Annotated in this window: 13 protein-coding genes and 1 tRNA gene; 4 read left to right on the forward strand and 10 right to left on the reverse strand. The window is 73.1% G+C overall.

Features of this window, described 5'->3' with window-relative positions; all coding sequences use genetic code 11:
* Positions 1-5: 5 nt before the first annotated feature.
* The 4 genes from K1T35_RS01560 to K1T35_RS01575 all read right to left on the reverse strand — a co-directional run bounded on the left by K1T35_RS01560 (position 6) and on the right by K1T35_RS01575 (position 5,321).
* Positions 6-1,622 carry an ABC-F family ATP-binding cassette domain-containing protein gene (locus K1T35_RS01560; RefSeq protein ID WP_220258420.1) on the reverse strand — a complete coding sequence of 539 codons (1,617 nt, stop codon included), beginning with the start codon at positions 1,620-1,622 and terminating at the stop codon, positions 6-8.
* A 180-nt stretch (positions 1,623-1,802) separates the two neighbouring features.
* Positions 1,803-2,690, reverse strand: coding sequence for a prephenate dehydrogenase (locus K1T35_RS01565; RefSeq protein WP_370645550.1), 888 nt, complete (start codon positions 2,688-2,690; stop codon positions 1,803-1,805).
* 80 nt (positions 2,691-2,770) lie between these two features.
* The gene (locus K1T35_RS01570; RefSeq protein ID WP_220258422.1) at positions 2,771-4,099 is read right to left on the reverse strand and encodes an amidase; all 1,329 of its coding nucleotides are present in this window, start codon (positions 4,097-4,099) and stop codon (positions 2,771-2,773) included.
* 10 nt (positions 4,100-4,109) lie between these two features.
* Entirely contained in the window at positions 4,110-5,321 is a 1,212-nt protein-coding gene (locus K1T35_RS01575) for a M20 family metallopeptidase (protein WP_220258423.1), read from the reverse strand.
* 93 nt (positions 5,322-5,414) lie between these two features.
* Between K1T35_RS01575 and K1T35_RS01580 the strand changes: the two genes are divergently transcribed.
* Positions 5,415-5,930, forward strand: coding sequence for a tRNA adenosine deaminase-associated protein (locus tag K1T35_RS01580; RefSeq protein WP_220258424.1), 516 nt, complete (start codon positions 5,415-5,417; stop codon positions 5,928-5,930).
* Positions 5,931-5,936: 6 nt separating this feature from the next.
* On the forward strand, positions 5,937-6,416 hold the full coding sequence (locus tag K1T35_RS01585) for a nucleoside deaminase (RefSeq protein ID WP_220262315.1): 480 nt from the start codon (positions 5,937-5,939) through the stop codon (positions 6,414-6,416).
* Between the two features lie 16 nt (positions 6,417-6,432).
* On the opposite strand, the gene K1T35_RS01590 is transcribed toward K1T35_RS01585, so the two are convergent.
* The 4 genes from K1T35_RS01590 to K1T35_RS01605 are packed head-to-tail and all read right to left on the reverse strand — an operon-like array spanning position 6,433 to position 10,336.
* Positions 6,433-7,863 (reverse strand): S9 family peptidase, encoded by a 1,431-nt coding sequence (locus K1T35_RS01590; RefSeq protein WP_220258425.1) that lies wholly within the window; start codon positions 7,861-7,863, stop codon positions 6,433-6,435.
* 33 nt (positions 7,864-7,896) lie between these two features.
* Positions 7,897-8,646, reverse strand: coding sequence for an amino acid ABC transporter ATP-binding protein (locus K1T35_RS01595; protein WP_220258426.1), 750 nt, complete (start codon positions 8,644-8,646; stop codon positions 7,897-7,899).
* A complete protein-coding gene (locus tag K1T35_RS01600; RefSeq protein WP_220258427.1) occupies positions 8,643-9,476 on the reverse strand; it encodes an amino acid ABC transporter permease in 834 nt (277 codons plus the stop codon). Before K1T35_RS01600 ends, K1T35_RS01595 begins: the two co-directional genes overlap by 4 nt.
* On the reverse strand, positions 9,473-10,336 hold the full coding sequence (locus K1T35_RS01605) for an ABC transporter substrate-binding protein (protein ID WP_255621470.1): 864 nt from the start codon (positions 10,334-10,336) through the stop codon (positions 9,473-9,475). Before K1T35_RS01605 ends, K1T35_RS01600 begins: the two co-directional genes overlap by 4 nt.
* A 67-nt stretch (positions 10,337-10,403) precedes the next feature.
* On the opposite strand from K1T35_RS01605, the gene K1T35_RS01610 reads away from it, so the two are divergent.
* Positions 10,404-10,491, forward strand: a tRNA-Ser gene (locus tag K1T35_RS01610).
* Between the two features lie 104 nt (positions 10,492-10,595).
* Here the strand turns inward: K1T35_RS01610 and K1T35_RS01615 are convergent.
* Complete coding sequence (locus K1T35_RS01615) at positions 10,596-11,168, reverse strand: hypothetical protein (RefSeq protein ID WP_220258428.1); 573 nt, start codon at positions 11,166-11,168, stop codon at positions 10,596-10,598.
* A gap of 383 nt (positions 11,169-11,551) precedes the next feature.
* Positions 11,552-11,977: a helix-turn-helix domain-containing protein gene (locus K1T35_RS01620; protein WP_220258429.1), complete on the reverse strand. Its 426-nt coding sequence runs from the start codon at positions 11,975-11,977 to the stop codon at positions 11,552-11,554.
* A gap of 98 nt (positions 11,978-12,075) precedes the next feature.
* On the opposite strand from K1T35_RS01620, the gene K1T35_RS01625 reads away from it, so the two are divergent.
* A complete protein-coding gene (locus K1T35_RS01625; RefSeq protein WP_220258430.1) occupies positions 12,076-12,804 on the forward strand; it encodes an SDR family oxidoreductase in 729 nt (242 codons plus the stop codon).
* Positions 12,805-12,845 lie beyond the last annotated feature (41 nt).

Consider the following 12,845-nt stretch of genomic DNA (forward strand, 5'->3'; position numbering starts at 1 on the left):
GGCCGTTACAGCTCCAGCCGGGGCCAGCTCGCCGTGTCGCGCAACAGTTGCCGGTCGTGGGTGGCGATCACCACGGCCGCGGCCGTGGCCCGCACCGCTTCGGTCAGCTCGTCGACGAGCGTGATCGACAGGTGGTTGGTCGGCTCGTCGAGCAGCAGGACGTGTGGCCTGGCGGCGAGCAGCACCGCCAGGTCGAGGCGGCGCTGCTGGCCGACCGACAGCTCGCTCACCCGCCGCCGGGCGTCCCGTGAGGTGAGGAGCCCGAGCGCGCCGAGCGGCACCACGTCGCCCTCGGTGAGATGGCCCGTGCTGACGAGCCTGCCGACCGCCGCGTCGTAGACGTCGAGCGCGCGCCGCCGCGACCCGGGCGGCGACTCCTGGGCGAGGAGCCCGATCCGGGCCGTCCGCGACCGGTGCACGCGCCCGGTGCTCGGCTCCACCCGCCCCGCGAGCGTGGCGAGGAGGCTCGATTTCCCGGAGCCGTTCGGCCCCGTGACGACCAGCCGGTCTCGCGACCGCAGCGAGAGTGACTGCGCGCGATCCAGCCGCCCGTGGACGGTCACGTCCACCGCGTCCAGCAGCGTGGCGCCCGGCAGCGCGGGCAGCTGCGGCGCGGTGAACCGCAGCGGCGGCTCCGGCGCCGTGACCGCGTGGGCCTCGAGGTCGGCCCGCCGCCGGTGCACGGCCCTGACCAGCGCAGGGGCCCGGGTCGCACGCGTGTGCTTCCCGGTGCCCTTATCCGGGCGCCAGCCCGTTGACAGCCGGTTCTGCGCCGCCGACAGGTCGTCGGAGAGGCGCCGTCGCTCGCGTTGCTGCTCCTGGTGCTCGGCCGCCCAGCGGTCGCGCTCGGCACGGTGCCCCTCCCGGTAGCCGGCGTACCCGCCTGCGTACGTGCGCGGGCGCCCGTCGCTGGTCGGGTCCAGGTCGAGCACCGCGGTGACGACGTCGGCGAGCAGCGCGCGGTCGTGGCTGACCAGCACCACGCCGCCCGGGTGCTCGCGCAAGCGTGCTGTCAGGTGGTCGAGACTGCCTGCGTCGAGGTGGTTGGTCGGTTCGTCCAGCAGCAGCAGGTCGTGCCGCGCGCCCAGCAGGCAGGCCAGCCGGATGCGGTAGCGCTGGCCCACCGAGAGGGTGTCGAGCGGCCGCTCGCGGTCGTCGACCGCACCGAGGGCGGCGAGCGACAGGCCGACGCGCCGGTCGGCGTCCCAGGCGTCCACGGCCTCGGCGGCCGCGAGCGCATCGGCGTATGCCTGTTCGGCGCCCGGCCGTTCCTCGGCGAGGTCGGCGACCGCGGCGTCGAAGTGGCGCAGCACGGCGCGGATGCCGGCGAGCTCGACGTCGATGAGATCACCGACCCTGCGGTCAAGCGGGACGGGGATCTCCTGGTCGGCCATGCCGATCGTGCCGGCCCGGCGCACCGAGCCTGCGTCGGGCGTGAGGGTGCCTGCGAGCACCTGCAGCAGGGTGGTCTTGCCGCTGCCGTTCTCCCCGACGACGCCGAGTCGGTCGCCCGCTGACACGGTGAGGTCGACGCCGGTCAGGACGGGGCGCCCGCCGCGCGCGACGTGCACGTCGGACGCCGAGAGGTGGGCACGGGTGGATCGTTCGATGACGGTGGACACTGCTTCCTCCGGAACCGGACCCGCGCCGCGCAGGCGTCATCACCGGCCATGCCGGGAGGGGTCCGGTAAGTGAGATGGACGTCGGGCAGGGCCGACGTCTCAGAGGAAGTACAAGTGCACGAACCGGACGCTACCAAGGTCCGGCCGCGCGGGCACCGTGATTTCGATCAGGAATTTCGATCAGGTCCAGCCGACCACCGCGTCGCCGCGGCGGCCGATCTCCCGCAGCTCGGCGGGCGTCGTGCGGCCCCGGTGCACGCGCACCGGCTGCGGGTCCCGGGCCGCCGCCCAGCGCAGGCGCCCCTCGTGACCAGCGCGAACCGTCGCCGCCAGTCCACCGGTCGAGGCGAGCGCGCCGCGCATCGCGCCGAGCCTGCCCAGCGCGTCGTCCACGGCGGCGAGCAGCGCGTCCCGGTTGCCCTCGCACATCGCGAGCACCAGCTCGGGCCGGGTGCCCGCCACGCGCGTGCCGTCGGCGAACGACGAGGCGGCCAGCGCGAGCGGGAGCTCGTCGTCGCCCGCGGCGCCCACGGCCGCGAGCACCGCGGCGAGCAGGTGCGGCAGGTGCGAGACCCGTGCCACCGCGAGGTCGTGTTCGTCGGACGCGGCGGGCACCACCCGCGATCCGCAGGCCCACGCCAGCTCGGCGACGTCGGCCCATACGTCGAGGTCGGCGCCGTCGTCGGCGGCCACCACCCATGCCGCGTCGGCGAACAGACCCGCGTTCCCGGCGCCCCAGCCTGACTCCGCGGTGCCTGCCATCGGGTGCCCGCCCACGTAACGGGCTCGTGGCGCGCGCCCGGCCACGGCGTCGGCCACCGCGACCTTGACGCTCACGGCGTCGGTGAGCCGGCACGTGGGCGCGACCGCGTCCACCCGGCGCAGCACGCCGTCCAGGGCGGGGAGCGGGACGGCCAGCACGACGAGCGCGTCCGCCTCGGCGGCCCGGCGCAGCGCGCCGTCGGTGTCGGTGCCGACGTCGAACCCGTCCGCGTGGGCCTCGGCCGCGGTCTCCTCCGACGCGCTGGTGCCCCACACCGCCCGCCCGGCCTTGTCCGCGGCTCGCATCAGCGACCCGCCGATCAGCCCGGCGCCGATCACGCACACCGCCCGCTCCGTCACGCCGCGAAACGGTACGCGGCCCGCGGTCAGTCCCGGGCCAGCGCCCCCGCCACCCGGAGGACCCCGCGCTCCTCCAGCCGCACCCCGACGATCTGCACGCCGGCCGGGAGCTCTCCGTCGGCGACATCGCCGGGCACCGAGGCCGCGGGCCAGCCGGTGAGGTTGAACGGGAGGGTGAGGGCGAGCAGCTGGGGCCGCACCGCCACGGACGCGCCGTCGACGGTCACCTCGTCCGCCCCGATCGGCGTGGCCCGAAGCCGCGTGGTGGGCAGCAGCAGGACGTCGAGGTGGGCGACGGCCGCGCGCAGGGCTGCCTTGAGGCGCCGCCGCGTGCGCAGGGCGTCGACGTAGGCCCGCGCCGGCTGGTCGGCGTACGGGAGCAGCCGCTCGCGCGTGATCGGCTGGTAGTCCTGCGGCCGGTCGGCGAGCCACTGCGCGTGGGTGGCGTACGCCTCGGCGCCGACGATCACGGCGTACGTGGCTGCGAGCTCCTCGATCATCGGGGTGCTCACCTCGTGCAGCTGCGCCCCGCGGGCCTGCAGCCGGGCGGCCCCTGCCTCGACGGCCTTGGCGAGGGCCGGGTCGAGCGGGCGCCAGTAGTCGTCGGTGAGCACGCCGACCCGCACGCCGTCCACACCGGGGGACTGGATGCCGCCGCCGGTACCGTCCGGCCTGCTGAGCACGTCCCACGCGACGGACGCCGCGTGCACGTCCGGGGCGAGCACACCGACGTGGTCGAGGGATTCCGAGAGCGGGAAGCACCCCTCGGTCGGGAGCACACCGAACGCGGGCTTCAACCCGACGACACCGCACAGTGCGGCCGGGGTGCGCACGCTCGCGCCGGTGTCGGTGCCGAGCGCGAGCGGCAGGTGCCCCGCGCCGACGGCCGCGGCGGAGCCAGAAGACGAGCCCCCGGTGATCCGCGACGGGTCGCGCGGGTTGCGCGCAGGCCCGGTGGCGGCGACGTCGCCCGTCGGCCCGTAGGCGAACTCGTGGGTGTGCAGCTTCGCGACGATCACCGCACCGGCCTCGCGCAGCCGGGCGACCACCGGCGCGTCGGCGGCGGCGGGCGGGGCGTCGGCGAGGACGTTCGAGCCCGCGCGGGTCGGGAGGCCTGCCACGTCGATCAGGTCCTTCACACCGACCGCGACGCCGTGCAGCGGGCCGCGCCACTCCCCGCGCGCGAGCTCGGCGTCCCGCTCGGCGGCCGCGGCCAGCGCACGTTCGGCGTCGAGGGCTATGACGGCGTTGCAGGTGTCGGCGGCGAGCCGGTCCAGGACGTCCCGGACGTGCTCGGTTGCGGAGAGCTCGCGGGAGCGCAGGGCCATGCCGAGTTCGCGGAGATCAGGCAGCACCCCGCCATCCTTACAGGCCGGCGAGAGCGAGTCCGGCGTAGACGGCGACGCCTGCGGCCATCGCCTCTTCGTCGAACACGACGCGGTTGGAGTGGTTGGGCGGCGCGAGGGCGGGGTCGACACCGGGCGGGCAGCCGCCGAGGAACGCGAGCGCGCCGGGCACCTCGGCGAGCACGTAGGAGAAGTCCTCGGCGCCCATGATCGGTGCGGGCATGGACACGACGTTGTCGCGGCCGAGCACGCCGCCCGCGAGGGCGTTGACGTGATCGACCGCGCCGGTGTCGTTGACCGTGACGGGGTATCCCGGCTCGATCTCCACTTCGGCGGTGCACCCGTGGGCCATGGCGGTGTGCCGGCAGACCCGCCGGATCTCCTCGTACATCGTGGCGCGGGTGGTCTCGGAGAGGCTGCGGAGCGTGCCCTCGAGGACGGCGGTCTCCGGGATGACGTTGTTGGTGGTGCCGGCGATGATGTGCGCGATCGTGAGCACCACCGGCTGATGGGTGTCGATGCGACGCGTCACGGCGGTCTGCAACGCCCCGACCATCGCGGCGGCGGCGGGCACCGGGTCGAGCGCGTCGTGGGGAGCGGAGGCGTGTCCACCGCGGCCGTTCACGGTGACCCGTATCACGTCCGCGGCGGCCATCAGCGGCCCGGGACGGGCGTGCACCTCGCCCGACGGCAGCGTGGCGGAGATGTGCAGCGCGTACGCGGCATCCGGCCGCCCGGCCGGCCCGGTGCGATCGAGCAGGCCCTCCTCGATCATGTAACGCGCGCCGTGGAAGCCCTCCTCGCCGGGCTGGAACATGAACACGACGCGGCCCTTGAGCTCGTCGCGGCGATCGGCGAGCACCTTCGCGGCCGACGCGAGCATCGCCACGTGGGTGTCGTGCCCGCATGCGTGCATGGTGCCTGCGACCTCGGAGGCGAACGGGAGCCCGGTGTCCTCCGGCAGGGGCAGCGCGTCCATGTCGCCACGCAGCAGGATCGTCGGGCCGGGCCGATGTCCCTCCAGCACGGCCACCACCGAGCTCACCGAACGTCCGAGGTGCACCTGGAGCGGCAGGTCGGCGAGCGCGGCAACCACGGCGTCCCGGGTGCGGGGCAGGTCGAGCCCGAGCTCCGGGTGACGGTGCAGCGCGCGACGCAGCGTCACGGTTCGTGGCTGGACGCTCCGAGCGTGAGCATGCAGTCCGTCGATCGGGGCACCCGGTAGCGACATGTGCACGATCCTGGCATCTCCGGATGGTGACGCGAGGGCCAACTTCTGGTTGTGGTTTGGAGCACAGTCACCCGGAGGCTTACCGTAGGGGGCATGGCGGTGCAGAGCGTCGAGCGTCCCGCGGACGTGCGGGAACAGGCCTTGCCCGGATTCGCCGTCGCGGCGATCCGGGAGGACGGCCAGTGGCGTTGCCTGCCCCTGGCTCCCGAGGCGCTCGTCGACCTCGATACGGCGATCACCGAGCTGCGGTCCCTGCGCTCCACCGGCGCCGTGCTCGGCCTGCTCGACGTCGACGACGAGTTCTTCGTGCTGCTGCGGCCCGCGCCGGGTGGCGTCGCGCTGATGCTGTCCGACGCCGTGGCGGCCCTCGACTACGACGTTGCCGCCGACGTGCTCGACCTGCTTCGCGTGGATCTGCCGTCCGAGGAGGACGCGTTGGACGCGCCGCCGTGGCCGGAGGGCGACCTCGGCATCCTCGCCGATCTGGGCCTGCCCGCCGACGAGCTGGAGGTTCTCGCCGCCGAGGTGGAGCTCTACCCCGACGAGCAGCTCGCCGCGATCGGTCGTCGCTGCGGGTTCGCCGACGCGCTCGCCGAGGTCGTCAGCTAGGTGGTTTTGCCTTGGCTCGCCTCGGACGAGGTGCTCGTCCGGCGTGCGCTCGAGGTGGCCGCGGCCGCACCCGCCACCGGTGATGTCCCGATCGGTGCGGTCGTCGTCGACGCTTCTGGCCGCGAGCTCGCCGCCGCCTGCAACGCGCGCGAGGCCCTCGGCGACCCCACCGCCCACGCCGAGCTGCTCGCCCTGCGCGCCGCCGCGCGCGTCACAGGTGAGTGGCGGCTGGAGGGTTGCACGGTCGCGGTCACGGTCGAGCCGTGCACGATGTGCGCGGGGGCGCTCGGGCTGGCCCGGGTGCGCCGGGTCGTCTTCGGCGCGTGGGAGCCGAAGACGGGCGCCGCGGGCTCGTTGTGGGACGTGCTGCGCGACCGGCGCCTGAACCACCGCCCCGAGGTGGTGGGCGGCGTGCTGGAGGCGGAGTGCGCCGCGCTGCTGGAGGACTTCTTCGCGCCCCACCGCGGCCTCCCGCAGGTCGACTAGCGCCGACCACCGGGAACTACCTCGGGAAGCGCTGCGTGAGCCAGCTCCGCACCAGCTCGAGTGCCGACGGGTCGATGGTCGTGTCGATGGTGGCGTACTCGTCCAGCCCGCCGTTCGTGGCCGGCTGCATCAGGTGGTTGAGCCCGGGAAGGGTGCGGACGGTTGCGTCCGGGCTTCCGGCGAGGAGCGAGCGCATCAGCGGCTCGTTCTGCCCGGCGGGCACCTGCAGGTCGGCGCCGCCGAAGAACGCGAGCACCGGTACCCGCAGCGCCTGCAGCGCGGGGGCCGGGTCGTGCACCGCCCAGGCGCGGTAGTAGGGGTTCACGGTCGCCGCCACCTGGGCCTCGATCTGCTCCGGGGTGGGTTGCTGCTCGGGGGGCAGGCCCGTCGCCTGTGCCACGAGCTGGCGCACGGCGAGGCCGCGTGCCCGCTGGTAGTCCTCGGCCCGCAGCAGGGCGACCAGCGTGCGGACGTACGCGATCTGGTCGGACACGACCTCGGGCGGCGCTCCCGCCGACTCCAGCAGCAGCTGGTTCTGCAGCGCGAGCACTTCCTCGCCCGACGCGGCCGGTCCGGCCATCATGATCGCGAACGCCACCGGGGTGCGTTGCGCGACGAGCGGCACGAGGTATCCGCCCTCGCTGTGCCCGAGCAGCCCGATCTTGTCCCGGTTGATCTCGGGCCGGCCGCGGAGGAACTCCACGCCCGCCACCGCGTCACCGGCGAGCTGGTCGTAGCCGGACTCGTAGAGCGATCCGGTGGATCCGCCGACGCCGCGGTCGTCGACGCGCAGCACCGCGTACCCCGCGCGCGTCAGGACGTCCGCGAGCAGCAGGAACGGTTTGTGCCCGAAGAGCTCCTCGTCGCGGTTCTGCGCGCCACTGCCGGTGAGGAGCACGACCGCGGTGAACGGCCCGGGCCCCTCCGGCCGGGTCAGCGTGCCCGCGATGTCGACGCCTTGGCCGGGGTACTTGACGTCCTCGATGCGGTACGGGAACGGCGCCTTGGGCTCCTGCGGCCTGCCCGCGACGGGGCCCGGGCGGAGCACGAGCGGGAACGACTGCCCGAACTGCGTGAACGCGCCGGGAACGCTCTTCCCGTCGGTCTCGAACGTGCCGTGGAACCACGCGTCGCCCCCCACCTCGGGGAGGCGGAAGGACAGCTCGCGACCCTCCAGCAGCACGTCGGAGAGCGGCATCGCCTTGACCGCCTGCGCCGGGATGTCGATCTCCCCGCGGAGCCCACCGTTCTCGGCCGTCAGCCGGATGCCGATCTCGACGGCCGCACCGGGGATCCCGATCCGGCCTGCCCACTCGCCCGCCGTGGTCACCACGGTGGGCGTCACGGGGGCGGGAGGTGGGGGCGGGGGAGGCGGCGGCGCCTGCGCCGACGCACAGCCCGCGAGCAGCAGCACCACGACGGGCAGGGCGGCGAGCAACCGGCGCATGGCGTTCACCGTATTGGAGGTAACCGGACGGCCCTACCCCAGCCGTCCGGCGGCGATCACGCGGGACAGGAACTGCCGTGTGCGCTCCTGAACGGGGTCGCCGAGCACCTGGGCAGGCGGGCCGGACTCGAGCACCCGCCCGCCGTCGAGGAAGCAGACCTGGTCGGAAACCTGGCGGGCGAAGCCCATCTCGTGCGTCGCCATCAGGATCGTGATGCCGTCGGCTGCGAGCCCCCGCACGATCGCGAGCACCTCCCCGACCAGCTCCGGGTCGAGGGCGGAGGTGATCTCGTCGAGCAGGAGCAGGCGGGGGCGGACGGCGAGGGCCCTTGCGATCGCCACGCGCTGTTGCTGGCCGCCGGAGAGCCGGTCGGGGTGGCTGGCGGCCCGGTCGGCGAGCCCGACGCGGTCGAGCAGTTCGCGCGCCCGCTCGTCGGCCGCGGCGGCGGATACGCCGTGCACCACACGCGGGGCGAGCGCGACGTTCTGGAGGGCGGTCATGTGCGGGAACAGGTTGAACGCCTGGAAGACGATCGCCATGCGCCGCTGGGCAGCTGCCGTATCGGCACGCGGGTCCGAGACGTCGACGCCGTCCAGCAACACGTGGCCGTCGTCGATCTCTTCGAGCAGGTCGACGCAGCGCAGGAGCGTCGACTTCCCCGAACCGGACGAGCCGATCACCGTGACCACCTGGTGTTCGCCGACCGCGAGGTCGACGTGGTCGAGCACGGTGGCGTCGCCGTAGCGCTTGACGATGCCGCGCACCTCGAGCACCGGGGTCATGCGAGCCCCTGTCGCCGGGCCGCCCGCGCCGCCATGACGTCGGCGATGCGCCCGGTGGGCACCGCGAGCAGCACGAACAGCAGCGCCGCCACGACGTACGGCGTGAAGTCGAACGTGCGCGCCGACGCGATCTGGGCAGCCCGGATCGCGTCGACGGCGCCGAGCACCGAGATCAGCCCGACGTCCTTCTGCAGGGCCACGAAGTCGTTGAGCAGCGGCGGCAGCACGCGCCGCACCGCCTGCGGGAGGATCACCAGCCGCATCGACTGGCGGTGGGACAGGCCGAGCGAGCGGGCCGCGGCGCGCTGCGACGGGTGTACCGATTCGATGCCCGCCCTGAACACCTCGGCCACGTACGCGGAGTAGATCAGGATCAGCGTGATGGTGCCGAGCACCGCCGTGTCGGTCGGGATGCCCTGCAGGCGCAACGCGGGCAGCCCGAATCCGATCAGGTACAGCGCGATGAGCAGCGGCACGCCGCGGAACAGGTCGACGTAGCCGGTGGCCAGTGCGCGCAGCGGGAAGAACACCGGGCCGCGCAGCGTGCGCAGCACGGCGATCAGCAGCCCGAGCGCGAGCACCCCGAGCTCAGCGACCACGAGCACCCGCACGTTCAGCCACAGACCCGCCGCGACGGCCGGCAGCGACTCCCAGCCGACCCGCACGTCGAGGAACGTCTCCTGGACACGTGGCCAGCCAGGAGCACTGGTCACGCCGAGCACGACCGCCGCCGTGAACACCAGGGTGGACGCGAGCGCCACCAGGGTGGAGCGCCGGGCCCGCGAGCGACGGTAGTCGCCCCGTTCCTTGGCCAGCGGGCTCAGGATCACCGCAGTTCCGGGGCTGTCTCCGCCGAGGCGAGCCACTGCTCCTCCAGCGCGGCCAGCGTGCCGTCCGCGCGAAGCTTCTCGACCGCGGCCGAGACGCACGTCGTGAGCGGGCTGTCCTTGTCCAGCACGGCGCCGAACTGCTCCGGCGTGCCGCCGCCCAGCGGGAGCTGCCCGACGATCTCCGAGCCTTCCAGTTCCGCGGAGGTGATGTAGAAGGCGGTGGGCAGGTCCACCACGATGGCATCGACCTGTCCGTTGGAGAGGGCCAGCTTCGCGTCGTCGTTCGTGTTGAACACAGCAGGCTCGGTGGTGGGGGCGATCTGGTCGATGATCGCCTGGTAGCTCGTGGTGCCAACCTGCGCGCCAAGGCGCGCGCCCTTCAGATCCGCGATCGAGGTGGCGGCCGCGGCCGGGCCGGTCGACAGCGCGACCACCGCCTGCTTCACGTCGTAGTAGGGCGCCGAGAAGTCCACGGCCTGCGCCCGCTCCGGCGTGATCGAGAACTCGGTGAGGTTCAGGTCGTAGGACTTGGGCCCCGGCTGGATGGACGCGTTGAACGGCACCCGGACCCAGGTGACCTTGTCCCGCGGGTAGCCGAGCCCGTCGGCGATCGCGTACGCCACCGCGCTCTCGAAGCCGCGGCCGGACGTCGGGTCGTCGTCGAGGTACCACGGCGGGTAGACAGGCTGGTCGGTGCCGAACGTGAGCGTGCCGGACGCCAGGGTCGGCAGGGCGCCGGGCTCGCAGGACGGTGCGCCCGCCGCAGGGGGTGCGGCGGCGGGCTCGGGTGCGCAGGCGGCGGCGACGAGGACGAGAGCGGCCACCGCGAGCACACGCCGGACCGCGGACGAGGAGATCACCGCTGGATTCTGCCGTGTCCCGCGGGCGGGGCGAAACGCCGGTGGGGCACCTTGTAAGCTCGTCGGCGGTAGCGTGTCCGAGCGGCCGAAGGAGCGCGCCTCGAAAGCGCGTGAGGTGCAAGCCTCCGTGGGTTCAAATCCCACCGCTACCGCCAGCCTGAACAGGCGAAACGCCGGGCCTTCCGCGAGGAAGCGCCCGGCGTTCGTCGTTGTGGTTGCAGTTGTGGTTGTGGTTGCAGTTCGGCCGGCGCTCCTGCGGTTAGGAGGTCGGGGTGGCGCCGGTCTCGACCGGGACGAACTCGATGATGAGCGAGCTCATCAGCTTCACGCCCTCGTTGGCCGCCGCATCCTCAATCCCACCGGGGATGGACCATGTGGTCCCGGTCGGGCAGACGTGACCGGCCGCCTCCCCGGTCGTCTCGTGAAGCACCGCGCCGTCCGCGCCGTACATGATCTTGCCGGGGTTGCCTGGGCAGGTCGATTCACCGGTCTCGATGTACATCAGCGCTGGGTACGGCAGGGTCGCGGGCGGGACGCTGGCGCCCGGCTCGAGGGTGAGCCGGGCGATGCGCACCTCGACCGGACCGGCCGGCATGTCGCGGACGATTCCGCCGACGAGCAGGGACGCGAGACCGACGCCATCCTGGGCGGGCGGGGCGGTGGCCACGCACTCGCCCGCGCTGGGAGTCGTGTCCTGCGCCACCGCCGCGTCCAGATTGTGCGCGAAGAACGCCGCAGCCGCGCCTCCGACCACCAAACGGCCAACCACCGTCCGGCGGCTGACCCCAGGCGGCGCGTTCGAGACGACGACTTCGTTCTGCTTGGCGACCACGTCGATCCCTCCTGGCGCTCGGTGCGACCCGGTGCCAAGCCCGCTCCGTCCGCCGACCCGCCCAGCGGCGATGGCCGGGCACGGATCGCGGTCGGTGGGCGGGCGCCCAGTACACCGGATCGCGCCCGTCAAGTACACCCGGGGGATTCCGGGTTTCGGGTCGAACTTCTGGGTCGGGCAGCGAAGGAGCCCATCCCGCGGCGACCGGCCCGCGACCCCCAGCTGGCTGGCTTGCGTCAGCGCTGACTGGAGCGTGGAAGCAGGTCGAGGAAGCAAGCAGCGCATCGCGCGATAAGCCCGCGGATCGCGGAGCTCTTCGCCGACAACGCCGCCTGCCTGCTGGACGGCCACCCACTGCGCAACGTGGTGAACACGGTCGAGTTCTACTGACCGTGTGACCCGACGGTCCGTGCGGCGGCGCGCGCCTGGTTCGCGCGGATCTCGTCGTGGTGCTCGGAGGCCCAGTTGACCAGCGGTGTGACGATCTCGAGGAGGCTGCGACTCAGTGGGGTGAGGGCGTACTCCACGCGGGGCGGCACTTCCGCATAGGCCGTTCTCGTCACCAGCCCGTCCTGCTGCAGCTGACGCAGGGTGAGGGTGAGCATGCGCTGGGATATGCCGGGAATCTCGCGCTGCAGCTCGGTGTAGCGCCGGGGACCGTCCCGCAAGGTGACGACCACGAGCATGGTCCATTTGTCGCCGACGCGGTCCAGGACCTGCCTGATGACGTCCGCATGCTCGGCCGGTAGGTACGCGCAGGTCCCCGGGAGCCGGGCGGGAGCCGGCTGGGCTGCGTCCACGGCGCACATCTCCCTTCGAAGCGGACACGGATGTGCCTTTTGTACACGTTTCCATACCGGTCCATCATGGCGCTACGCACAAGAAGTGAGAATTGGAGGATTAGCCCATGTCCAAAGTGCTCGCCGTCCTCGGGGCTGGTACCGGTCTCGGCGTGTCCGTGGCCCAGCGCTTCGGGCGCGAAGGCTTCCGGGTCGCCCTGGTGGCGCGCCGCAAGGACCGTCTGGACGCGCTCGTCGAGAAGCTCGCCGGCGAAGGCGTCGAGGCGGCTGCCTTCTCGGCCGACCTGTCCGAGCCCGGCGAGGTGCCCGCACTGATCGCGGCCATTCGCGACCGATTCGGCCGGATCGATGTGATCGAGTACGGGCCGATCGGCGGCGAGGTGTCCTTCACCCCGGCCGCCCAACTGGACGCGGCCACCCTGGAAGGGCTCTCGCGCCTGCTGCTGCTCACCCCGGTGGAGGTGTTCCGTGCCGTGTTGCCGGAGATGACCGATCGCGGTGACGGCGCCGTCTTGATGACCACCGGCTACACGGCGGTGCAGCCGATGCCCCACCTCAGCGGTGTCGGTCCGGTGATGGCAGCCGCCCGCAACTACCTGTACTCCCTGAGCGGCGAGCTCGCCGACACTGGTATCTACGCTGGGACACTGTCCATCGGGGCCGGCATCGCCCGCAGCGAGATGGTCGAGAGTGAGATGGGCGAGGCGGCGACCAACTCTGACCTGCTTGGGGCGTTCCCGGTCGTCGACCCGGACGACCTCGCCGAGCACTACTGGGACATGTACACCAAGCGGGATCGGGTCGAGCGGATCCACCCTGAGTCCCTGGCCCCGTAGCCTGTCGTCGGATAGCCCGCTCCCGTCCCCTGGAGGTCGTT

This window comes from Pseudonocardia sp. DSM 110487, from assembly GCF_019468565.1.
In the GTDB taxonomy this organism is placed as follows: domain Bacteria; phylum Actinomycetota; class Actinomycetes; order Mycobacteriales; family Pseudonocardiaceae; genus Pseudonocardia.